This window comes from uncultured Blautia sp. (genome assembly GCF_902497045.1).
Taxonomy (GTDB): Bacteria; Bacillota; Clostridia; order Lachnospirales; family Lachnospiraceae; genus Blautia_A.
Map to the genome: position 1 here is coordinate 1 of NZ_CABVDF010000015.1, position 23,891 is coordinate 23,891.

At 45.8% G+C, this 23,891-nt stretch carries 22 protein-coding genes and 1 tRNA gene; 20 read left to right on the forward strand and 3 right to left on the reverse strand.

Features of this window, described 5'->3' with window-relative positions:
• Positions 1–825: sirohydrochlorin cobaltochelatase (locus RDS42_RS02645; protein ID WP_308782241.1), on the reverse strand; the 825-nt coding region annotated here is incomplete at its 3' end.
• 197 nt (positions 826–1,022) lie between these two features.
• Here RDS42_RS02645 and cysK point away from each other — a divergent pair.
• The 15 genes from cysK to RDS42_RS02720 all read left to right on the forward strand — a co-directional run bounded on the left by cysK (position 1,023) and on the right by RDS42_RS02720 (position 16,451).
• Positions 1,023–1,958 (forward strand): cysteine synthase A, encoded by a 936-nt coding sequence (gene cysK, locus RDS42_RS02650; protein WP_308782242.1) that lies wholly within the window; start codon positions 1,023–1,025, stop codon positions 1,956–1,958.
• 32 nt (positions 1,959–1,990) lie between these two features.
• Complete coding sequence (locus RDS42_RS02655; RefSeq protein ID WP_308782243.1) at positions 1,991–2,842, forward strand: ATP-binding protein; 852 nt, start codon at positions 1,991–1,993, stop codon at positions 2,840–2,842.
• 17 nt (positions 2,843–2,859) lie between these two features.
• Entirely contained in the window at positions 2,860–3,282 is a 423-nt protein-coding gene (locus tag RDS42_RS02660) for an RrF2 family transcriptional regulator (RefSeq protein ID WP_308782244.1), read from the forward strand.
• 93 nt (positions 3,283–3,375) lie between these two features.
• Positions 3,376–3,945 carry a glycerol-3-phosphate responsive antiterminator gene (locus RDS42_RS02665; RefSeq protein WP_308782261.1) on the forward strand — a complete coding sequence of 190 codons (570 nt, stop codon included), beginning with the start codon at positions 3,376–3,378 and terminating at the stop codon, positions 3,943–3,945.
• Between the two features lie 128 nt (positions 3,946–4,073).
• Positions 4,074–5,510, forward strand: coding sequence for an NAD(P)/FAD-dependent oxidoreductase (locus RDS42_RS02670; RefSeq protein WP_308782262.1), 1,437 nt, complete (start codon positions 4,074–4,076; stop codon positions 5,508–5,510).
• 27 nt (positions 5,511–5,537) lie between these two features.
• Complete coding sequence (locus RDS42_RS02675; protein ID WP_308782245.1) at positions 5,538–6,821, forward strand: FAD-dependent oxidoreductase; 1,284 nt, start codon at positions 5,538–5,540, stop codon at positions 6,819–6,821.
• A 2-nt stretch (positions 6,822–6,823) separates the two neighbouring features.
• Positions 6,824–7,189 (forward strand): DUF1667 domain-containing protein, encoded by a 366-nt coding sequence (locus tag RDS42_RS02680; RefSeq protein WP_308782246.1) that lies wholly within the window; start codon positions 6,824–6,826, stop codon positions 7,187–7,189.
• A 134-nt stretch (positions 7,190–7,323) separates the two neighbouring features.
• Positions 7,324–8,553, forward strand: coding sequence for a glutamyl-tRNA reductase (gene hemA / locus RDS42_RS02685; protein WP_308782247.1), 1,230 nt, complete (start codon positions 7,324–7,326; stop codon positions 8,551–8,553).
• Entirely contained in the window at positions 8,543–9,022 is a 480-nt protein-coding gene (locus RDS42_RS02690) for a bifunctional precorrin-2 dehydrogenase/sirohydrochlorin ferrochelatase (RefSeq protein WP_308782248.1), read from the forward strand. Before hemA ends, RDS42_RS02690 begins: the two co-directional genes overlap by 11 nt.
• Complete coding sequence (gene hemC, locus RDS42_RS02695; protein WP_308782249.1) at positions 9,009–9,911, forward strand: hydroxymethylbilane synthase; 903 nt, start codon at positions 9,009–9,011, stop codon at positions 9,909–9,911. Before RDS42_RS02690 ends, hemC begins: the two co-directional genes overlap by 14 nt.
• Positions 9,908–11,422 carry a uroporphyrinogen-III C-methyltransferase gene (gene cobA, locus RDS42_RS02700; RefSeq protein WP_308782250.1) on the forward strand — a complete coding sequence of 505 codons (1,515 nt, stop codon included), beginning with the start codon at positions 9,908–9,910 and terminating at the stop codon, positions 11,420–11,422. The genes hemC and cobA overlap by 4 nt, the downstream gene beginning before the upstream one ends.
• Positions 11,423–11,427: 5 nt before the next feature.
• Positions 11,428–12,411: a porphobilinogen synthase gene (gene hemB / locus RDS42_RS02705; protein ID WP_308782251.1), complete on the forward strand. Its 984-nt coding sequence runs from the start codon at positions 11,428–11,430 to the stop codon at positions 12,409–12,411.
• Positions 12,411–13,703 carry a glutamate-1-semialdehyde 2,1-aminomutase gene (gene hemL, locus RDS42_RS02710; RefSeq protein ID WP_308782252.1) on the forward strand — a complete coding sequence of 431 codons (1,293 nt, stop codon included), beginning with the start codon at positions 12,411–12,413 and terminating at the stop codon, positions 13,701–13,703. Before hemB ends, hemL begins: the two co-directional genes overlap by 1 nt.
• Positions 13,696–14,790 (forward strand): chorismate synthase, encoded by a 1,095-nt coding sequence (aroC, locus tag RDS42_RS02715; RefSeq protein ID WP_308782253.1) that lies wholly within the window; start codon positions 13,696–13,698, stop codon positions 14,788–14,790. The genes hemL and aroC overlap by 8 nt, the downstream gene beginning before the upstream one ends.
• 62 nt (positions 14,791–14,852) lie before the next feature.
• Positions 14,853–16,451 carry an amidohydrolase gene (locus tag RDS42_RS02720; protein ID WP_308782254.1) on the forward strand — a complete coding sequence of 533 codons (1,599 nt, stop codon included), beginning with the start codon at positions 14,853–14,855 and terminating at the stop codon, positions 16,449–16,451.
• A gap of 76 nt (positions 16,452–16,527) precedes the next feature.
• Here RDS42_RS02720 and RDS42_RS02725 read toward each other — a convergent pair whose 3' ends face one another.
• Positions 16,528–17,634, reverse strand: a complete 1,107-nt coding sequence (locus RDS42_RS02725) for a lactonase family protein (protein WP_308782255.1) — start codon at positions 17,632–17,634, stop codon at positions 16,528–16,530.
• A 323-nt stretch (positions 17,635–17,957) separates the two neighbouring features.
• On the opposite strand from RDS42_RS02725, the gene RDS42_RS02730 reads away from it, so the two are divergent.
• The 3 genes from RDS42_RS02730 to RDS42_RS02740 are packed head-to-tail and all read left to right on the forward strand — an operon-like array spanning position 17,958 to position 21,124.
• Positions 17,958–18,899, forward strand: a complete 942-nt coding sequence (locus tag RDS42_RS02730; RefSeq protein WP_308782256.1) for a magnesium transporter CorA family protein — start codon at positions 17,958–17,960, stop codon at positions 18,897–18,899.
• A 37-nt stretch (positions 18,900–18,936) separates the two neighbouring features.
• The gene (locus RDS42_RS02735) at positions 18,937–19,794 is read left to right on the forward strand and encodes a hypothetical protein (RefSeq protein ID WP_308782257.1); all 858 of its coding nucleotides are present in this window, start codon (positions 18,937–18,939) and stop codon (positions 19,792–19,794) included.
• 40 nt (positions 19,795–19,834) lie between these two features.
• Positions 19,835–21,124 carry a diaminopimelate decarboxylase gene (locus RDS42_RS02740; protein WP_308782258.1) on the forward strand — a complete coding sequence of 430 codons (1,290 nt, stop codon included), beginning with the start codon at positions 19,835–19,837 and terminating at the stop codon, positions 21,122–21,124.
• Positions 21,125–21,200: 76 nt separating this feature from the next.
• Here the strand turns inward: RDS42_RS02740 and RDS42_RS02745 are convergent.
• Positions 21,201–21,282 (reverse strand) — tRNA-Leu (locus RDS42_RS02745).
• A 224-nt stretch (positions 21,283–21,506) separates the two neighbouring features.
• Here RDS42_RS02745 and ftsH point away from each other — a divergent pair.
• Together ftsH and RDS42_RS02755 are read left to right on the forward strand one after the other, a co-directional pair.
• Positions 21,507–23,459, forward strand: a complete 1,953-nt coding sequence (gene ftsH, locus RDS42_RS02750) for an ATP-dependent zinc metalloprotease FtsH (protein WP_308782259.1) — start codon at positions 21,507–21,509, stop codon at positions 23,457–23,459.
• A 100-nt stretch (positions 23,460–23,559) separates the two neighbouring features.
• A partial coding sequence (locus tag RDS42_RS02755; RefSeq protein ID WP_308782260.1) for a zf-HC2 domain-containing protein occupies positions 23,560–23,891 on the forward strand: 332 nt, incomplete at its 3' end.

Below are 23,891 nucleotides of genomic sequence, written 5' to 3' on the forward strand. Positions count from 1 at the left end.
ATTAATAGCATTCTGGACATGTTCAACAAACAGCTCCCGTATTTTCTGGTAAGCCCCCAGACCTTTTAAGACGGATTCCGCTTCGTAACCGGCATTTTGGAATCTGGAAGTCCAGGATTCCGGATGTTCTCCGGCCATATCGTTATGGGCATGATCTCCGGCAACGATCATAAAAGGAGCCAGAACTACTTTTTCTACAGGAAGATCATTGTCTGCGGAATCGCAGTTCCGGGATGAAATCCCATAATTGCTGATCTCCTGGATCAGTTCCTGCACAGAAGGACTGGATTCTACCGTACCCAGAAAGATATGAGGATACCCCATATCCTTAAAAAGCTGACCCAGCTCTTCGTAAACAGCATTTGCCTGATGGGCAGTGCCATGCCCCATCAGCACCAAAGCAGTATTTTTATCCAGATATTCAAAGCGTTTTCCGATGGCATGGACAATTGTTTCTGCATCCTTTTGACCGGAAAGCAAAGGTGCGCCAAAGGAAATGGATTGAAAACAGCTCTTATAAGAAAGAACTTCATCTTTCATGATGTGGTTTTCAATGCCGTCCAGAATGTGGGTAGGCTGCACGATAACCTCAGTGATCCCGTCATCGATCATCTGCTCCATAGCTTCGCAGACATTGGGGATGATGATTTGATCCCGCTTTTTTAAGATTGAAAGAATCATCCGGCTTGTCCAGGCACGATAGATCCTGTATTCGGGAAAAGCGGCAATTATATCGTTTTCAATTCGTTCTATAGTTGCTTTTCTGGCATCCTCATAGCTTGTGCCAAAGCTGACTACCAGAATGGCCTTGTGACTGTGTTCCATGGAAATATCCTCCGTTATCTGCCAAAGGCAGTTTGTTTCTTTTCTCTGTGGACTATTATACTATAAAAATCATGAGGAGAAAACAAAAAACGGCAAAAAACAAAATTCATATTGACTTTTTTGCAGGTCGATAATATCATACCAACATATGAAATAAATATGTAAATTAAGACACAGAAGGAAAGGTGGAACGAGATATGGCAAAGATTTATAAGAGTACAGAAGATCTGATAGGTAATACTCCTTTAATACAGGTGTCTAATATAAAAAAAGAACTGGGACTTCAGGCGGAGATTCTGGTAAAGCTGGAATATCTGAATCCGGCTGGCAGTGTGAAAGACAGAGCAGCCAGAGAGATGATCCGGGATGCAGAAGAACGCGGAATTCTGAAAGAAGGGTCCGTGATCATTGAGCCTACTTCGGGCAACACAGGAATCGGTCTGGCGGCTCTGGCGGCAGTGAAGGGGTATCGGGTAGTTCTTACCATGCCGGAAACCATGAGTGTGGAGAGGCAGAATATTCTGAAGGCTTATGGTGCGGAGATTATTCTTACAGAAGGTGCACGGGGAATGCAGGGGGCCATCGACCGGGCAGAGGAGCTGGCAAAAGAAATTCCGGGAAGCTTTATTGCCGGACAGTTTGTCAATCAGGCTAATGCAGAAGCGCACAGAAAAACTACCGGACCGGAGATCTGGAGAGATACAGACGGGAAAGTGGATATTTTTGTAGCCGGTGTAGGTACAGGCGGAACGATCACCGGCACAGGAGAATATCTGAAATCACAGAATCCGGATATAAAGATCGTAGCAATGGAACCTGCCGATTCTCCGGTACTTTCACAGGGCAGGGCAGGCGCCCATAAGATTCAGGGTATTGGGGCAGGCTTTGTCCCGGAGGTACTGAATACAGAAGTTTATGACGAAGTAGTCACAGTAGAGGCGGAGGATGCCTTTGCAGCAGCCAGACTGCTTGCCAGAAAAGAAGGATTTCTTGTAGGGATTTCTTCGGGGGCAGCTTTTCATGCAGCGGCAGAACTTGCGTGCCGTCCGGAAAATAAAGGGAAGACGATCGTAGTCCTTCTTCCGGATTCAGGAGACCGATATTATTCTACACCGTTGTTTCAGCAGCAGTAATCGAAAAAATAACCATCAGAACGGAGAGAAACATGGAAAAAACCATTACAGAGGACAGACAGAAAGAAATTGAAAGAAGCATTATAAAGAAATTCCGGAAACCTGTCTGGAGAAGATTTACCAAAGCTATTAATGAGTATGAACTGATCAAGGATGGAGATAAAATTGCTGTATGCATTTCCGGAGGAAAAGATTCCATGCTGATGGCAAAACTGTTCCAGGAGCTTGCCCGTCATGGAAAGAAAAACTTTGAGGTGGTTTTTCTTGTGATGAATCCAGGCTATAACGACGCCAATTATCAGCTGATCCTCAGTAATGCCCGGACTCTTGGCATTCCCATTACTGTTTTTGAATCAGAAATTTTTGATATTGTGAAGGATGAAAAAAGTTCTCCCTGTTATCTCTGCGCCCGTATGCGCAGAGGCTATCTTTACAGCAGGGCGAAAGAACTGGGCTGCAACAAGATTGCTTTGGGACATCATTATGATGATGTGATCGAGACAATCCTTATGGGGATGCTTTACGGTGCCCAGGTGCAGACCATGATGCCAAAGCTGCACAGTACGAATTTTGAGGGGATGGAACTGATTCGTCCTATGTATCTGATCCGTGAGGAGGATATCATCCACTGGGCAAATTATAATGGACTTCGCTTCCTCAGATGTGCCTGCCGTTTTACAGAACAATGTGCAAATAAAGAGGAGACCGATAAAAGCTCAAAGAGAGCTGAGGTAAAGGAACTGATCCATACCCTTGCCCAGAAGGATCCGGTAATTGAATTTAATATTTTCAAAAGCGTGGAAAATGTAAATCTGAATACGGTAGTAGCCTATAAGAAAGATGGTGTGAAGCATCATTTTCTGGAAACCTATGATGAACAGTAAAGGAAGAGACTGAAAAGATGAAAATTTCCACAAGAGGACGATATGCCATCCGGGTAATGCTGGATCTGGCAGAACATGATAAAGGACAATATATCCCACTGATGGATATTGCAAAAAGACAGGAAGTTTCTGAAAAATACCTGGAATCTATCGTATCTGTATTAAGCAAAAATAAATTTGTTCATGCACTCAGAGGAAAAGGAGGCGGCTACCGTCTGTCAAAAGCCCCGGGAGAATATACCGTAGGCAGTATTCTGAGACTGACAGAGGGGTCTCTGGCGCCTATTGCCTGTCTTGAAGATGAGCCGAATCTTTGCGAGAGAGCCGGAGAATGCAGAACTCTCGGCATGTGGCAGGACTTTTATAAGCTGATCAACGAGTATTTTGACGGAATCACATTGGAAGATCTTATGGGAGAAGGCTGTCCTTATATAAAGTGATCTGATACATGGATTTAACATGTATTTTATTGAACTTTTCTTTTTTATATGCTATAGTAAAAACAGTTCCAGAGGAAAGACAGGATGAGACAGATGGACCAGAGATTTTTTGATGCAGTAGAAGACAATCCAATTATTGCGGCAATAAAAAGTCCGGAAGATTTGAAGGAATGCTGCAGTATTCCGGAAATACAGATTGTTTTTATTCTGTATGGAGACATCTGTTCCCTGAAAGAAATCGTAAAGACAGTAAAGGATGCCGGTAAGATCGCCATGGTTCATGTGGATCTGATCAGCGGTCTCAGTACAAGAGAGATTGCTGTTGATTTTGTCCATACAGACACAGAGGCAGATGGGATCATCACTACCAGACCGGCGCTGATCAAACGGGCAAGGGAATTGTCCATGTATACAGTCCTTAGGGTATTCCTTCTGGATTCTATGGCATATGAAAATATCTGTAGCCAGCAGCACAGTGTAAAACCGGACTTTATGGAGGTGCTTCCCGGGGTGATGCCAAAGATCATCAGGAAGCTTAGTCAGTCTATAAAGACCAGGATCATTGCAGGAGGACTGATCTCAGACAGAGAGTCGGTAATGGCGGCACTGGATGCAGGAGCCTGCGGGGTTTCTTCTACCTGTCATCAGGTGTGGAGGATGTAGGAAGCGGCTGCGGAATGATAAAACTGAATTATTAAGGCAAGAGAGAAGAGAGCCTGACAGATAGCGCACAGAAAAGATGCGTTTATTTGTCAGGCTTTTTGAATCAGGTGAAAAGGAGAGAGAACATGATGTATGACGTAGTGATTATTGGCGCAGGTGTGACGGGCACTGCCTGTGCAAGAGAATTATCCAGATATCAGGCAAAGATCTGTGTGCTGGAAAAGGAAGAGGATCTTTGCTGCGGTACTTCAAAGGCAAACAGCGCCATTGTCCATGCCGGTTATGATGCCAGGGAAGGTTCCCTGAAAGCAAAGCTCAATGTAAGAGGCAGTGAAATGATGGAAAAGCTGGCGCAGGAACTGGACTTTCCATTTAAGAGAAACGGATCTCTGGTGATCTGCCTCCATGAAGAGGATTTTCCGCGTCTTAAGGAGCTTTATGACAGAGGGATCAAAAACGGAGTCAGGGATCTCAGAATTCTTGATGGAGAACAGGTGAAGGAGATGGAACCGAATATTTCAGATCAGGTATATGCGGCTTTGTATGCGCCTGCGGCAGGAATTGTATGTCCTTTTGGTATGAATATTGCTTTTGGAGAAAATGCGGCGGCAAACGGAGTGGTATTTTATTTTGACACGGAAGTAAATGGAATCAGCAGGCTGGAGGAAGGATGGGAGGTTTCCACCTCCAGAGGAATCTTCCGTGGCAGATGGATCGTAAATGGAGCAGGCGTTTATGCAGACAGGATCCATAATATGGTCAGTGGGAAAAAATTACATATTACAGCCAGACGAGGCGAATACTGTCTTTTGGATCACAGTGCAGGAAATCATGTTTCTCATACGATTTTTGCTCTTCCGGGAAAATATGGCAAAGGAATTCTTGTGGCGCCTACCGTACATGGAAATCTGCTTCTGGGTCCAACTGCCATAGATACGGATAATAAAGAGGGTACCTGCACCACCAGAGAAGGTCTGGATCAGGTTCTGGAAAAAGCAGGGATGAATGTAAAGAATCTTCCTATGCGTCAGGTGATTACTTCTTTTGCAGGACTGCGTGCCCATGAGGACGGAGATGATTTCATTATAGGAGAACCGGAGGATGCACCGGGCTTTCTGGACTGTGCGGGCATTGAATCACCGGGACTGACGGCAGCTCCTGCTGTCGGTGAAATGGCAGCAGGAATCCTGAAAGAAAAAATGGGACTGAAAGAAAAAACAGATTTTATTTCTGAAAGAAAGGGGATCCTTGATCCAAAAACTCTTGATAAAGAAGCGTATCGGAAGCTGATAAAAGAACAGCCTGCTTATGGAAATATCGTCTGCCGCTGCGAAAAGATCACAGAGGGAGAAATCCTGGATGCCATCCACAGACCTCTGGGAGCAAAATCCCTGGATGGGATCAAGCGAAGGACAAGAGCCGGTATGGGAAGGTGTCAGTCCGGTTTCTGTGCACCCAGGACCATGGAGATCCTGGCCAGAGAATTACATGTGGATATGGCAGATATTACCAAGACTGGAGGGCATTCCGGAATTATAGAAGGTGTGAATAAGGATTCATTGTGAAAAATACAGAAAGCGGGAGGAAAGATCATGGAAAACTATGAGATAGTGGTTATTGGAGGCGGACCGGCAGGACTGGCGGCAGCCATATCCGCAAAGAAAAACGGAATGAAAAAGGTTCTGATCCTGGAAAGAGACCGGGAACTGGGAGGAATCTTAAATCAGTGTATCCATAATGGTTTCGGTCTTCATACCTTTAAGGAAGAGCTTACAGGACCGGAATATGCAGAAAGATTTATCCGGATGGCACAGGAAGCAGAGGTGGAGTACCGGCTGAATACCATGGTTATAGATATCAGTCCGGATAAAAAGATCACTGCTCTGAACAGAGAAGAAGGACTTCTGGAAATCCAGGCAGAGGCAGTGATCCTTGCCATGGGGTGCAGAGAACGGTCAAGGGGAGCGCTGAACATACCCGGATACCGTCCGGCCGGGATTTTTTCTGCAGGTACTGCCCAGAGGCTTGTAAATATGGAAGGCCGTCTTCCGGGAAGGGAGGTGGTGATCCTGGGTTCCGGAGATATTGGTCTGATCATGGCAAGAAGAATGACTCTGGAAGGTGCAAAGGTTAAGGTTGTGGCAGAGCTTATGCCTTATTCAGGAGGTCTGAAACGGAACATTGTCCAGTGTCTGGATGATTTTGGCATCCCGCTGAAGCTTAGTCATACAGTTGTAGATATCAAGGGCAAAGAACGGGTAGAGGGAGTAACTCTTGCACAGGTAGATGAAAAAGGAAAGCCTGTACCGGGAACGGAGGAAGAATATAGCTGTGATACGCTTCTGCTTTCTGTAGGCTTGATCCCGGAAAATGAGCTTTCCAGAGAGATGGGAGTGGAACTGAATCCTGTCACTTCCGGACCACAGGTCAGTGAAAGCCTGGAAACGAGTGTGGACGGAGTGTTTGCCTGCGGAAATGTACTTCATGTTCATGATCTGGTAGACTTTGTATCAGAGGAGGCAGAGGCAGCAGGAAGACATGCGGCAGAATATCTTAGAACCAGAAGAAAAGCGGAAAAAACGGAAGCAGGATTCTCACAGAAACAGATACCGCTGGAAAACGGAGAGGGTGTCCGTTATACGGTTCCGTCATTTGTCCGTCCGGAGTACATGGAAGACAGTATGAAAGTACGTTTCCGTGTAGGAAAAGTCTATCGAAACTGCTATGTCAATGTCCGGTTTGATGAGGAGCAGGTGATCCATAAAAAACGTCTTTATGCAGCTCCGGGAGAAATGGAGGAGCTGACACTGAAAAAAGAACAGCTGGCAGAATTTTCACAGCTGAAAAAGATCACCATAAGCATGGAGGAGGCGTAAACATGGAAAAAAGATATCTTACCTGTATTGGCTGTCCTATGGGCTGTGCTCTGACTGTAAACCTCAGCGGACAGAAAGTGGTTTCTGTGGAAGGAAACACCTGCAAAAAGGGAAAAATCTACGGGGAACAGGAGGTTATATCTCCGGTAAGGACCGTGACAACAACTGTTGCAGTAGAAGGAGGAAAGCTTCCTGCAGTTTCCGTAAAAACAAAAACAGATATCCCAAAAGAAAAGATATTTGACTGTGTCAGGGCACTGAAAGGAATCCGGGTTTTGGCTCCTGTCCGTATGGGACAGACCATACTTTGCAATGTGGCAGAAACCGGAGTGGACATCGTTGCTACTAAGACTGTGGAAGCCCGGTAAATTTGTGGAAAAAACCCTGTCAGCATTGACATTGTGCGTTGTAATGTTTATCATAAGGAATGATAGTGTTGGTGTACAGGGAGAGCGTTTCTCCTTGTACACCGACGCTGTGTTTTGTACAAAGGAGAAGCATTATGACGATTTCCATGATTGGAATAGACCATGGCCGTGCGCCGGTTGATATACGGGCATTATTTGCCTTTACAAAAAAGAATGCAGGGGAAGCGATGGAGCAGCTGAAAGAAAAAGCAGGAATCTATGGCTGCGTGATCCTTTCTACCTGCAACCGCCTTGAAATCTGGGCGAGTCATGAAGAGGAAAAGGAGCTTTCTCTGTATCAGTGTCTTTGTGAACTGAAGGGGATTGAGGACAGCTCCTATGAAGATTATTTTATTACAAGAAAGGACAGGGAGGCGGTCAGCCACCTGTTTCACCTGGCAGGGGGGCTGAAATCCCAGATCCTGGGGGAAGATCAGATCCTTACCCAGATCAAGGAAGCCCTGAATTTTGCCAGAGAACATTTTGCCTCGGACAGTGTGTTGGAGGTTCTTTTTCGTATGGCTGCAACAGTTGGCAAAAGGATTAAAACAGAAGCTCCTCTGGCCCATGGAAATCCTTCTGTGATCCATCAGGCTTTAAGCACACTGAAAGAGCAGGGGTATGAAGCCCGGGGAAAGACCTGCATGGTGATCGGAAACGGAGAAATGGGCAAGGTGGCAGCCCAGACTCTTCGTGAAAACGGAGGTGATGTGACCGTGACAGTACGTCAGTACAGAAGCGGTATTGTAGAAATTCCTGCGGGCTGCAAAAGAATCCATTACGGAGAACGGATGGAGTACGTCCCTCAGTGTGATCTTGTGGTCAGTGCAACGGCAAGCCCGAATTTTACTTTGAAGGCGGAAGATTTTGCCCAGCTGACACTGGAGCGGCCGCTGATCCTTCTGGATCTTGCGGTACCCCGGGATATTGATCCTGCGCTTTCAGAGATTGAGGGGATCACCCTTTATGACATGGACAGCTTTCATTCAGCCGGAGCCTCTCCGGAGCAGAAGAAAAGCATCGAAAAGGCAGACAGAATCGTTCAGGAGCAGCTGGAGGAATTTTACCAGTGGCTGGAGGGAAGAGATGTGATCCCGAGAATACAGGAAATCCGGGATGACGCAGTGGAGGACCTGAACCTCCGCATTGAAAAAATACTGAAAAAAACGCCAATGGAACAGGAAGACAGACAGAAGCTTCTTGAGGCAGTAGACACAGCGGCAGGCAAGGTGGTAAACAAACTGATCTTCGGGCTGAGAGACTGTCTGAATCAGGAAACCTTCCTGGAATGTGTGGCAGGATTGGAGAAGCTCTATGAAGAATAAACGGTATTTTCCCATGTTTGTGGATCTTTCAGATAAAAAGATCGTAGTGGTAGGAGGCGGAAACATTGCCACACGAAGAGTAAAAACATTGCTTCAGTTTACAAGAAACGTAACTGCCATTGCGCCGAAATGTACAGTGGAGCTTCAGGAACTGGGCAAGACAGGATATGTAAACCTGATCACCCGTCCCGTAAAAAGAACGGATTTTCAGATGGCATATATGGTTATCGCAGCCACCAACGACTGGAAATTAAATGATGAAATCTATCGTGTCTGTAAGGAAGAGGGTATTTATGTAAACATTGCAGACGATAAAAATAAATGTGATTTTTATTTTCCGGGAATTTATATGAAGGATGAGCTGGTAGTAGGCGTGACAGCCAGCGGTCTGGATCATAAGCGGGCAAAAAAAGTCAGAGTCGCTATTCAGGAGGCTATGGAGGAAGGTGCAGAAAATGACGGAGAATAAGATAATCATCGGAAGCCGGGAAAGTAAGCTTGCTGTGCTGCAGAGTGAAATGGTACAGAGCTTTCTTAATGAAAAGCATCCGGAAATACATACAGAGATTCTGACGATGAAAACAACAGGAGACAAGATCCTTGACAGGACTTTGGATAAAGTTGGAGGAAAAGGACTTTTTGTAAAAGAACTGGATCTTGCCCTTATGGAAAAAAGATCAGATCTTTCTGTCCACAGCCTGAAGGATATGCCCATGGAGGTTCCGGAGGAGCTTCCCCTTCTGGCTTTTTCCAAAAGAGAAGATCCAAGGGACGTTCTGGTGCTTCCTGAAGGAACAGAAGAATTAGATAAAACAAAGCCTCTGGGCTGTTCCAGTCTTCGGAGAACTCTGCAGCTGAAAAATCTTTATCCGGATATGGAGGTAAAAAGCATCCGCGGAAACCTTCAGACAAGACTCCGCAAGCTGGATGCCGGAGAATATTCCGGATTGATCCTTGCGGCGGCGGGACTGAAGCGCCTGGGACTGGAAGACCGGATCAACCGGTACTTTACAGTAGAAGAGATCCTTCCGGCAGCAGGTCAGGGAATCCTGGCTGTGCAGGGAAGAAAGGGAGAAGATTATTCCTGTCTGGACGGATACTGCGATCAAGAGGCCTGGATCTGCGGTACTGCGGAACGGGCTTACGTCCGGTATCTGGATGGAGGGTGTTCTTCTCCTGTGGCTGCTTATGGTGAGATCCGCCAGGGAAAACTGCTGCTTCGGGGGCTGTACTACAGGGAAGAAGACGGAACCTATATCAAAGGAGAAGCAGAGGGCGAGCTTACGCAGGCAGAGGAACTGGGAACAGAACTGGCAAAACGTCTGAAAGAATCCATGGAAAAAGGAGAGACAGCATGAGTGTTGGAAAGGTTTGGCTGGTAGGCGCAGGTCCGGGAGATGCCGGACTTTTTACGCTGAAAGGTCTTGAAGTTTTGAATCAGGCAGAGGTAGTGGTTTATGACAGTCTGGTGGGACAGGGTGTCCTGACAAAAATTCCGGACTCTGCCCGCCTGATCTATGTAGGCAAGCGTGCGGATAAGCATACGCTTCCACAGGAGGAAATCAATCAGGTTCTTCTTCGGGAAGCCCAGAAGGGATATCGGGTGGTACGTCTGAAAGGCGGAGATCCGTTCCTTTTTGGAAGAGGCGGCGAGGAGCTGGAGCTTCTGACAGAGCATGGAATCCCTTATGAGGTAGTTCCGGGTGTGACCTCCTCTCTGGCAGTTCCGGCATATAACGGAATCCCTGTAACACATCGGGATTTCTGTTCCTCCCTTCACATTATTACCGGACACAGAAGAGCCGGAAAAGAGTATGACATTAATTTTCGCGCACTGGCAGAAACCAGGGGAACACTGGTATTTCTTATGGGAGTAGCTGCCCTTCACGATATTTGTCAGGGACTTCTGAATGCAGACATGGATCCGCAGATGCCGGCAGCCATTCTCCAGAAGGGAACTACAGCAGGTCAGAAAAAGATTGTTGCCACAGTAAGTACGCTGGAGGATGAAGTAAAGCGTCAGGGAATTGAAACACCGGCCATCATTGTAGTTGGTAAGGTATGCGCTCTGGCAGATGAGTTTGGATGGTATGAAAGACTTCCCCTTATGGGCTGGAAGGTGCTGGTCACAAGACCGAAAAACAGAAGCTCCCGTACTACAGAACTTCTCCGGGAAAAAGGGGCAGAGGTTCTGGAGCTTCCTTCTATCCGTACTGTAGCTCTGGAAGATCAGAGCAGACTTTATCAGGCTCTGGACGAGATCCGGAAATATCAGTGGGCGGTGTTTACCAGCCCTACCGGTGCGGAGATCTTTTTTGAAGAGTTGAAAAAGCACCACACAGATATCCGCAGTCTTTTTGGATTGAAGCTTGCAGCTATCGGACAGGGTACCCGGAAGGTTCTGGAGGACAGAGGACTTCTGGTAGACTTAATGCCGGAGGTATATGACGGGGATTCCCTTGGAGAAGTACTGGCGGCACAGCTTCAGGGAGGAGAGCATATTCTTCTTCCAAGGGCGCAGAAGGGAAATGAAAATCTGGTAAAGCTTATGGAAAAAGCAGGGGGTATTGTAGATGATATCCCTACCTATGAGACTGTTTACGAAAGCAGCCGGATTATTGATATTCAGAAAGAAATTGAAAAAAATCAGATTGACTGCGTGGTATTTACCAGCGCGTCTACAGTAAAAGGCTTCGCAGAAAGTGTGGGAAGCGCCGACTATGCCGGACTTACCGCAGCCTGCATCGGAAAGCAGACAAAAGCGGCAGCAGATGCTTTTGGCATGGAAACTTATATGGCTGAAAAGGCCACCATTGAGGAGCTGATCCGACTGGTGGAAGAAATAAAAGAGAAAAAGGAAAGAGAGTGAGAAACATGGATTTAATCCAGAGACCAAGAAGACTGAGAGGCAGTGAGACACTGAGAAAAATGGTAAGAGAGACAAGGATTGACAAATCCTCGCTGATCTATCCTTTATTTGTCCGCGAAGGACACAACATTAAGGAAGAAATCCCGTCTATGGAAGGGCAGTTCCGCTACAGCGTGGATCAGCTTCCCTATGAACTGGAAAATCTTTCAAAAGCAGGTGTGTCCAGTGTGATGCTGTTTGGAATTCCGGATCACAAAGATGAGGTGGGAAGCGGCGCTTATGCACAGGACGGCATTGTCCAGAAGGCACTTCGTGAGGCGAAAAAACAGTTTCCTGATATGTATTATATTACAGATGTCTGTATGTGCGAGTATACTTCCCATGGTCACTGCGGTGTGCTCTGCGGTCATGAGGTAGAAAATGATGCGACTTTGGAGCTTCTTTCCAAGACGGCACTTTCCCATGTGGAGGCAGGTGCAGATATGGTGGCTCCTTCCGATATGATGGACGGCCGTGTCCGCGCCATTCGGGAATGCCTGGACAAAGCAGGTCATAAAGAAACTCCCATTATGTCCTATGCAGTTAAATATGCTTCTGCCTTTTATGGTCCTTTCCGTGATGCTGCAGGCTCTGCTCCGGCGTTCGGCGACCGTAAAAGCTACCAGATGGATTACCATAACCGAAGAGAAGGCATGAAGGAAGCTCTGACAGATATTGAAGAGGGTGCAGATATCATTATGATCAAACCTGCTATGTCTTATCTGGATATGGTTTCCGAAGTCCACAAAGCGACGAACGTACCTGTTGCAGCCTACAGTGTCAGTGGTGAGTATGCCATGGTAAAAGCAGCTGCAAAAATGGGATGGATCGAAGAAGATAAGATCGTATGCGAGATGGCAGCAAGCGCTTACCGTGCAGGCGTACAGATTTATCTGACTTATTATGCAAAAGAGCTTGCAGGATTTATCCAGGAAGGGAGGATCGGCTGATGACCAGATCAGAAGAATTATTTCAGAGAGCAGTAAAAAGAATCCCGGGCGGTGTCAACAGTCCGGTCCGTGCTTATGGAGCGATCGGCGAAGCCCCCAGATTTATCGACCACGCAGACGGCTGCCATATTTATGATGCAGACGGAAATGAATATATCGACTATATTGATTCCTGGGGACCCATGATCCTGGGCCATAATTTCCCGGAGATCCGCGAAGCAGTGGTAAAGGCCTGTGAAAAAGGCTTAAGCTTTGGCTGCGCTACAGCGGTAGAGGTAGAGATGGCGGAATTTATCTGCGACCATCTCCCCCATGTGGAAATGGTCCGTATGGTAAACTCCGGCACAGAGGCAGTAATGAGCGCTGTCCGTGCGGCAAGAGGCTTTACCGGAAGAAATAAGATCATTAAATTTGCAGGCTGCTATCACGGACACAGCGATGCTCTTCTGGTAAGCGCCGGATCTGGTGTGATGACAAGCGGCGTTCCGGACAGCGCCGGTGTTCCGGCAGGCTGTACCCAGGATACCATGACAGCAGTTTATAATGATCTGGACAGCGTGCGTACGCTTCTGGAAAGTGCTCCTGACCAGGTGGCGGCTGTGATCGTAGAGCCGGTGGCAGCCAATATGGGAGTTGTCCTTCCAAAAGAAGGATTCCTTCAGGGACTGAGAGAGCTTTGTGATAAATATGGTGCGATTCTTATTTTTGATGAGGTGATCACAGGCTTCCGCCTTGCCTTTGGCGGAGCGGCAGAATATTTTGGGGTAACACCGGATATGGTTACTTATGGAAAGATTATCGGCGCAGGTATGCCGGTAGGCGCTTACGGCGGCAGAAAAGAGATCATGGAAATGGTTTCTCCTTCCGGTCCTGTTTATCAGGCAGGAACCTTAAGCGGAAATCCGGTTGCCATGGCGGCAGGACTGACTCAGCTGAAATATCTTTATACTCATCCGGAGGTTTATGCAGGTCTTGAGGAGAAGGGCGAAAAGCTTTATGAGGGAATGAAGAAAATCGCAGAAAAAGCAGGACTTACCTGTCATCTGAACCATATTTCCTCCCTTGGGAGCATTTTCTTTACCGGAGAAGAGGTCTGCGATTATACCTCTGCAAAAACCTCTGATACAAAAGCTTTTGCAAACTATTTCCTTGCCATGCTGAAGGGCGGTGTTCATCTGGCGCCTTCTCAGTTTGAGGCAATGTTCTTATCAGATGCCCACTCAGATGAAGTGATCCAACAGACACTGAAAGTATTTGAAGAGGTTGTGGCAAAAGGAGAAATTTATGAATAAATCCACATTCGGACGTCACTTTACCGTTACTACATGGGGAGAATCTCATGGGAAAGCTCTGGGCGCAGTTGTGGATGGCTGTCCGGCGGGACTTTCCCTTTCTGAAGAGGATATCCAGAAACAGCTGGACAGGCGTAAACCGGGACAGAGCCGCTATACAACAGCACGGAAAGAAGGAGATCAGGTGGAGATCCTGTCCGGTGTTTTTGAAGGCAGGACAACAGGAACTCCCATTTCCCTTATGGTAAGAAATATGGATCAGAGATCCCGGGATTACGGGAATATTGCATATTCCTACCGTCCGGGTCACGCGGATTTTACCTTTGGTTCCAAGTATGGATTCCGGGATTACCGGGGCGGCGGACGTTCCTCCGGAAGAGAAACTCTGGGAAGGGTGGCGGCAGGAGCCATTGCCCTTAAGCTTCTGGAATCTATGGGAATTTCTTTCTGCACTTATACAAAGTCCATTGGACCGGTAAAAATACAGGAATTTCTTCCGGAAGAGATCAACAATAATGCCTTTTATATGCCGGATGCAGCCGCAGCCAAAAAAGCAGGTGAGTTTCTGGAAGAGTGTATGAAGAATCTGGACAGTGCAGGCGGCATCATTGAGTGCCGGATCCAGGGTGTGCCGGCAGGTCTTGGCACTCCTGTTTTCGAGAAACTGGATGCTGTGCTGGCACAGGCAGTTATGTCTATTGGAGCTGTAAAGGGCGTGGAGATCGGAGAAGGTTTCCATGCGGCTGAAATGAAAGGCTCCCAGGATAACGACGGATTTATTTCTGATGACGGCGTCATTGCCAAAACATCTAATCATGCGGGAGGCATTATGGGTGGAATCAGTGACGGAAGCGAAATCCTTGTCCGGGCTGCCATTAAGCCTACCCCGTCCATCAGCCAGCCTCAGGATACTGTAACAGATCAGGGAGAAAATATATCTCTGGAGATCCACGGCCGCCACGATCCGGTGATCGTGCCAAGGGCAGTGGTCGTGGTGGAGTCTATGTGCGCTCTGGCGATTGTGGACGCACTTTTTGGAAATATGTATGCACGGCTGGATAAAGTGCAGGAGTTTTATAAAAAATAAAAAGCAGGAAAGGGAGCAGAATAAAACATGTTCCCTTTTCTTCATATGCAAAGGAGGCTGTCATGAAAACATTTTATATAAACGGAACTATTCTCACCATGGAAGAAAAGAAACTGTATGCAGAAGCGGTATGTGTGGAAAACGGCCGCATTACGGCAGTGGGAAGCAGGGAAGAGGTTTTAAGTTTTCGTACAGAGGGAGACGAGACTGTGGATCTGAAGGGATCGGTTATGCTTCCGGGTTTTATTGACGGACATTCTCATTTTGTGGGAACAGCAAACTCCATGACCCAGTGTGAATTGTCAGACTGCAAAAATTTTGCAGATATTGTAGATGCCATGAAAGCCTTTAAGGAAAAAAGACATCTTCCGGAGGATGCCTGGATCGTAGGCTGCAATTATGACCATAATTTCCTTGAAGAAGAAAGACATCCGGACAGATATGTGCTGGATAAAATCAGCTCCACAAATCCCGTGCTTCTGATCCATGCGTCCTCTCATATGGGTGTGACAAACAGTAAGGGACTGGAGCTTCAGGGAATTGACGAACACACGGAGGACCGTCCTGATGGAAAATACGGCAGGGTTCCGGGAACAAGAACTCCCGATGGATATATGGAAGAAAAAGCCTTTCTGGAATTTCAGTCAGGCCTTCCCATGACCTCTGTGGAAGAATTGATGAAGCTGATGAAAGAAGCCCAGAACCTGTATGCCTCTTATGGCATCACCACAGTGCAGGACGGCATGGTAGGAAGACCTCTGTTTCAGCTTTTGAAGGCTGCGGCCAAAATGGGAATCCTGAAGCTGGATATCGTAGGCTATCTGGATATTATGACAGCAGCGGACTTGATCGATGAGGAGCCGGAATACGTGGGAGCTTATCAGGATCATCTGAAAATAGGCGGGTATAAGATTTTTCTGGACGGCTCTCCTCAGGGCAAAACTGCCTGGATGCTGGAGCCTTATGAGGGAGAACAGGAATACAGGGGATATCCCATTCACAGCGATGAAAAGCTGCGGGAATATATTTCCCTGGCGCTGGATAAAAAACAGCAGCTTCTTGCTCACTGTAATGGAGACGCGGCTGCGGAACAGTATGTTTCACAGTTTGAAAAGGAACTGGAAAAAAGAGAAAAACGGGATGCTTTCCGGGCGGTAATGGTTCATGCCCAGCTGGTAAGAAAAGAACAGCTGAAAAGGATGGCGGAAATAGGAATGATGCCCAGCTTTTTTATTGCGCATACTTATTACTGGGGCGATATCCATATGAAAAACTTTGGCCCGGTAAGAGGCGGACATATTTCTCCGGCCGGAGACGCTGTGGAATATGGAATGAAGTTTACTTTCCATCAGGATACGCCGGTAGTGCCGCCGGATATGATGCGGACAGTTTCCTGTGCGGTAAACCGTGTGTCAAAAACAGGACAGAGTATCGGTGCAGATGAAAAAATCCCGGTTCTGGAGGCGCTGAAGGCTATTACTGTTTACGGCGCATACCAGTATCATGAAGAAGCAGAAAAGGGAACCATCGAACCGGGAAAAACTGCGGATTTTGTTATTCTTGACAGGGATCCTCTGAAAACAGCGGAAGATCAGCTGGCAGATATACAGATACTGCAGACCATAAAAGAAAACCAGGTGGTTTTCAAAAGAGAAGCATAAAAACAAAAAAGACTGATAAGCCATATGGAACTTCGTTTCCAGGACGTATCAGTCTTTTGTTCTTTAGAAGGACGGTTTATTCTGCAGATTCCGCTTTATTTTCCTTTTTTTTCTCCGGTTTTTCCGGTACCGGCCAGATATGGATACTGTTGGGAGTTTCTACCTTATGAGGCTTGTCATTCATGACAATGATATTTTTTTCGTAATCTACCCGGAATACGGTGATCTCGTTGCTTGCATGGTTGGCAATGGCAATGTGCTGGTTATCCGGGAAGATCACCAGATCTTTAGGATAGTCGCCGCTGATAGGAAGGGTGAATTTCTTCTCAAGCAGACCGGTTTTCTGGTCGATCTCATACATGGAAACAGAATTTTCCCCTGCTGTGGTACAGAAAAGATGTTTTCCGTCTGGTGCAAGTGCAAGACCGGAGGCTGCATTATGAATAGCGTCTTTATCATTTTCTTTACAGAGTGTGGAAATACTCTGGATCAGTTCGAATTCCGGCAGATGTCCGTTTCCGTCATAGCTGTATACCTTGATCTCATTGCTCAGCTCAAAGAGAATATAGGCAAAGCGGCCGTCTGCGCTGAAACGGATGATCCTGGGTCCGCTTTCTCTCGGGCAGCGGAGAATATCAACAAGCTCCAGTTTGTGGCGTCTTTTGTTGATGCGGTAAATCTTTACCTGATCGATTCCGTTGTCTACTGCACAGAGATATTTGTTGTCCGGGGTAGGGCGTACACAGTTTACGTGAGGACGGAAATTTCGTTCAGCTACGCTGCCGAGACCTTTGTGGAACACGCCGTCCATGAGACTTCCCAGACGTCCGTCTCTGTGTGTGTGAACAACGGTTACTTTTCCGTCATGGTAACCGGCTACATAAAGATATTTCCCGTCTACGTCAGTAGCAAGAAAGCATCCCCTCATTCCATCAATACTAACACTGTTGATTCTGGTAAGATCCCCATTTTCATCACGCTTAAAAACAGCTACACCCTCATCTTCAATAGAATAGAGGAAAAGACCGTTTTTGGAAAGTGCTGTGTGGGAGGAGTTACTGACTTCTACTTCGTTTCGTTCGGTTAAAGTTCCTTTTTCAACGTCAACATCATAAACCTGGATTCCTTTACTGGATCCGTGGGTATAAGTTCCCACATATGCCACATATTTTTTGTTGTCCATTCTGATTGCCTCCTGATTCTGCAAATTCAGTTTGTTTGTCATTACTGCTTATTCCGATTGCAGCAACTGTCTGTCGTACTGTCTGAATTTATTAAGTGTTCTTATTATATCATAAACAAAATCTAAGGACAAGTTTTCAGTCTTTCTGAAAATGTATTTTATGATGTACGAAATGTTCCGGTAATATAAAATTCCTGTTAATGTCAAGCTATAAGAATTGACAAAGGACACTGCACAACTTATAATGTAAATTATATTTTGTTTGAGGGTGTTCCGAAGCATGACTCCGGGACATAACAGAGAGTGGAAAGGGGAGCAGAATCGTGATAAGAATGTTTCGGACATCTGACGGGGCTATTCATGAAATACAGGAACCGCAGGATGGCTGCTGGATTGCACTGACCAATCCCACGGCAACAGAAATCTTTGAGATTTCAGAGCAGTTTCAGATAGAGGTAGACGATCTCAGAGCCCCTCTGGATGAGGAGGAGCGTTCCCGTATCGAAGTGGAGGATGACTATACTCTGATCCTGGTGGACGTGCCTATGATCGAGGAGAGAAATGACAAGGACTGGTATGGTACGATTCCTTTGGGTATCATTGTGACAGATAAGATGATCTTTACGATCTGCCTGGAAGATACCCAGGTATTGACCCGATTTATGGAAGGCCGTGTCAGAAACTTTTTTACCTATATGAAAACGCGTTTTATTCTGCAGATCCTTTATCGGAATGCAAGTATGTATCTGCGTTATCTGCGTATTATAGATAAGAAGAGCGAACAGGTAGAGGAAAAGCTTCATCTTTCTCCCAGAAATCAGGAATTGATCGAACTTCTGGAGCTGGAAAAATCACTGGTGTATTTTACCACTTCCCTGAGGTCAAATGAAGCGGTGCTTGAGAAACTGATCAAGATTGAAAGCATTAAGAAATATCCGGAGGATACAGAGCTTCTGGAGGATGTTATCATTGAGAATACCCAGGCCATTGAGATGGCGAATATCTACAGCGGTATTTTAAGAAGTATGATGGATGCTTTTGCATCAGTAATATCCAACAATCTGAACGATGTTATGAAGATCCTTTCTGTGATCACCATCGTAATGAGTATCCCGACTATTATCTTCAGCGCCTACGGAATGAACTTAAGTGCAGCAGGAATGCCGTTTTCCAAAACACCATGGGGATTTCTCATCGTTATTCTGATATCCATTGCACTCAGCGTGATCGCTGCGATCGTACTGTCAAAGAAGAAATATTTCTGACAGTCATTTAATGATGAAAAGGAGCTCAAGTGATTTTATGAATTGGATTGACAAGCTGGAACGTAAATTTGGAAGATATGGGATCCCAAATCTGACGATGTATATGGTGATCTGCTATGTGCTGGGATATCTGCTTATGGTTATAAATCCCGGTATGCTGGACATGCTGAGCCTTGAGCCGGCAATGATCCTGAAAGGACAGATTTGGAGACTGGTCACCTGGGTGATCTATCCCCCTCAGACAGGAAGCTTTTTGCTGTTTGTGATCTCTATTTTCTTTTTCTATTATCCTATTGGAAATTCCCTGGAACGTACCTGGGGAACCTTCCGCTATAACCTGTATATTTTTTCAGGACTGCTGTTTGTGATGGCAGCGGCTTTCCTGACTTATTTTTTTACAGGCCGTGTATATCTGGTAGGCGCAGTATTTACTACGTATTATGTAAGTATGTCTGTTTTTCTGGCTTATGCAGCCTGCTATCCCAATATGCAGATCCTTCTGTGGTTTGTGATCCCGATCAAGATGAAATGGATGGGATGGGTATACGGAGCAATTATCCTGTATAATATCATATCTTATATACGCGTCGGCGCATGGGTAATGACCGTGCCTATTATAGCATCATTTTTGAATTTTATTCTGTTTTTCTTCAGTGGGATCAGCATGTACCGATTCCGTCCAAAGGAAGTGAAGAGGAGAAGAGAATTCAAAAAAGCCATGGCCCAGAGCCGTGTGGATCCTGCAACGGGAGCCAGTGTTGCCAAGCATAAATGTGCTATCTGCGGACGTACAGAGCTGGATGATCCAAATCTGGAATTCCGTTTCTGCTCCAAATGCAACGGTAATTATGAATACTGTCAGGATCATCTGTTTACTCACGAGCATGTGAAGTAAACAACGAGGAGAAAAACATAGACGAGGAGACAGGATTATTATGAAAAAAGTACCTTTTGTTACTCTGGAAAAGCTGAAAGAGATTGAAGCACAGTTTCCCACTCCGTTTCATCTTTATGATGAGAAGGGAATCCGTGAAAATGCAAAGGCGCTGAAAGAGGCATTTGCATGGAATAAAGGATTTAAGGAGTTCTTTGCTGTAAAAGCAACACCAAATCCTTATCTGATCCAGATCCTTCAGGAGTATGGCTGCGGCTGTGACTGTTCTTCCATGACGGAACTGATGATGGCTAAAGCGCTGGGCTGCAAAGACGGAGACGTTATGTTTTCTTCCAATGATACTCCGGAGGAGGAGTTCCGTTATGCAGATGAGATCGGCGGAATCATCAACCTTGATGATATCACCCATATTGAGGCTGTGGAGCGGTCTGTAGGAAGAATTCCTAAAACCATTAGCTGCCGTTACAACCCGGGCGGACTTTTTAAGATCAGCAATGATATTATGGATAATCCGGGAGATTCCAAATACGGAATGACAACGGAGCAGATTTTTGACGCATTCCGTATCCTGAAAGAAAAAGGAGCAGAAAACTTTGGTATCCATGCATTTCTTGCCAGCAATACTGTGACAAACGAGTATTATCCTATGCTGGCGAAGATCATGTTTGAGCTTGCTGTAAAGCTTCAGAAGGAAACAGGAGCGCATATCAGCTTTATCAATCTTTCCGGAGGTATCGGCATTCCATACAGCCCGGACCAGAAAGCTAATGATATCCGCGTGATCGGTGAGGGTGTCCGCAAAGTTTACGAAGAGGTTCTTGTTCCGGAGGGAATGGGAGATGTTGCCATTTATACGGAGCTGGGACGTTTTATGATGGGACCATACGGCTGTCTTGTTACAAAGGCTATTCATGAAAAACATACACATAAAGAATATATCGGTGTGGATGCCTGTGCAGTAAATCTGATGCGCCCGGCCATGTATGGTGCTTATCATCATATTACGGTTATGGGAAAAGAGCATGAGGTCTGCGACCATCTGTATGATGTTACAGGCTCTCTCTGTGAAAACAACGACAAATTTGCCATTGACCGTTATCTTCCAAAGATTGACAAAGGCGATCTCCTGGTGATCCATGATACAGGAGCTCATGGTTTTGCTATGGGATATAATTACAACGGCAAGCTGAAATCAGCAGAGATACTTCTTCATGAAGACGGAAGCTTCCAGCTGATCCGCAGAGCAGAAACGCCGAAGGATTATTTTGCTACTTTTGACTGTTTTCCGGTATACGAAAAACTTCTTGAGGATGCAGACAAACTGAAATAAACAAAAAAGACCGGGTGGATATCCGGTCTTTTTCAGAATAAAAAGACTGCTGAGAAACTCAACAGTCTGATAGTCATGCCGCTGGCCGGACTCGAACCGGCACGGTGTTACCCGCTTGATTTTGAGTCAAGTGCGTCTGCCAATTCCGCCACAGCGGCACATGAACCGTAAATTATAATAACATATTACAATAAATTGTGCAAGACAAAATTTGTCTTTCTTTTGCATTCTTTATGAAAAATTTATAATATTTCACAGGAAGAACATTGAATTTCAAGGGAAAAGGTGGTATGTTACATTTGGTAAATAACTTTATGCACATAAGGATATGATAAGAAAACATATCTGATATGATGCAGCAGGGATGGAGGATAGACAATATATGAACTTAGGCGACAAAAAACCTGACAAAACGCCTACAAAACGACCGCTTTATGTGTATTATATCATTGTAGGTGTGATCATCGTTCTTTTGAACATTCTGGTTGTTCCGGCGATCCAGGAAAGAAGTGTTGAGAAGACTGATTATTCCACTTTTATCAAAAGTGTGGAAAAAGGAAACGTAACAAAGGCAACTATAGAAGAAGGCTATATTTATTACGAGGTGATTTCACCGAAGACCGGAAATAAGCTCACCTGCAAGACTGTTCAGATGGACGATCCGGAGCTGGTAAACCGTCTCCTGGAAGCAAATGTAGTAATGGACGAGGTACTTCCGGAAAGTCCTTCCATTTTTCTGACACTGATCCTCAGTTATATCATTCCTATTGGAATTTTTATTTTCCTGGGACGCTGGCTCAGCAAAAAAATGATGTCATCTATGGGCAACGGGGGACCGGGAGGCGCTATGTCTTTTGGCAAAAGCAATGCCAAGGTATATGTAAAATCTTCGACAGGAATCAAATTTTCTGATGTTGCAGGAGAGGATGAGGCGAAAGAGCTTCTGACAGAAATTGTAGATTATCTTCATAATCCGCAGAAATATACAGAAATCGGTGCGTCCATGCCGAAAGGAGCCCTTCTTGTAGGGCCTCCGGGAACAGGAAAAACTCTTCTTGCAAAGGCAGTTGCAGGAGAAGCAGAGGTTCCTTTCTTCTCTATTTCCGGATCAGAGTTTGTGGAAATGTTTGTAGGTATGGGTGCGGCCAAGGTCCGTGACCTTTTTAAACAGGCCAATGAAAAAGCACCTTGTATTGTATTTATTGATGAGATTGATACCATTGGTAAAAAACGTGACGGCGCAGGCTTCTCAGGCGGAAATGATGAACGTGAACAGACCTTGAACCAGCTTCTGACAGAGATGGATGGTTTTGACGGTTCCAAGGGCGTAGTGATCCTGGCGGCCACCAACAGACCGGATTCTCTTGACCCGGCGCTTCTCCGTCCGGGACGTTTTGACAGACGGATTCCTGTAGAACTTCCGGATCTGCTTGGCCGTGAGGAAATCTTAAAAGTCCATGCCAAAAAGATTAAAATTGCGGATACAGTACGTTTCGATGAGATTGCAAAAGCAGCAGCAGGAGCTTCCGGTGCGGAGCTTGCAAATATTGTTAACGAGGCTGCGCTGCGTGCAGTTCGTGACGGACGTAAGTTTGCTACTCAGGCTGATTTTGAGGAGAGTATCGAGGTAGTTATCGCAGGCTATCAGAAGAAGAACCGAGTACTGTCCAATAAAGAAAAACTTATTGTATCCTATCATGAGATCGGTCATGCTCTTGTTGCAGCGAAGCAGACAGAATCTGCACCTGTACACAAGATCACGATCATTCCGCGTACTTCCGGTGCACTTGGATATACTATGCAGGTAGATGAAAAGGAACATTTCCTGATGTCCAAGGAGGAACTGGAGAACAAGATTGCAACCTTTACCGGAGGACGTGCGGCAGAGGAACTGGTTTTCCAGTCTATTACCACAGGAGCTTCTAATGACATCGAGCAGGCAACCAAGATTGCCCGGGGAATGATCTCCCGTTTTGGTATGAGTGATGATTTTGATATGGTTGCAATGGAAAATGTCAGCAATCAGTATCTTGGAGGAGATGCGACCCTTGCATGTTCTTTTGAGACGCAGACCCTGATTGATAAAAAGGTTGTAGAGCTTGTTAAGACACAGCATGATAAGGCTCTTAAGATCCTGCAGGATAATATAGGCAAACTTCATGAGCTTGCACAGTACCTGTATGAGCATGAGACGATTACAGGTGAAGAGTTTATGCATATACTGGAAACTCCGCCTGCAGCAGTAACAACATCTGCAGTACAGGAAGAGAGCGCTGCAGAAGCAATGCCGATGTCAGAAGAGGTAAACGGATCTGATCCGGAAACCGAAGAATGATGGATTTGTAATTAAATGATCAGAGGTGATTCCAGCGAAATACGTTGAGGATCACCTTTTTTTATGATATGATAAAAAGAACGGATCAGGAGGGAATTATATGACCAGAAAAGCACCGATCACAGAACTGGACTGCCGGACGGCAGAGAGCATGGTAGCCAGATATATCAATCACACACTGAAAACAGATGAACTGGAGGAATTTCTGGATCATATTGAACATTGTTCCTCCTGTTATGATGAGCTTGAGACATACTTTATTGTAAACAAAGTGACACAGCAGCTGGTGGAGCAGGAGGATGGCTCTGTCCTGGATTTTCAGAATCTTCTGGAACAGGATATCCGAAAGTCCAGAAGATACATCCATCACAAAAGATATATGCAGCTGGCCGGGGGAATATTGACGCTTCTCCTTTCCGGCGCTTTAATTAT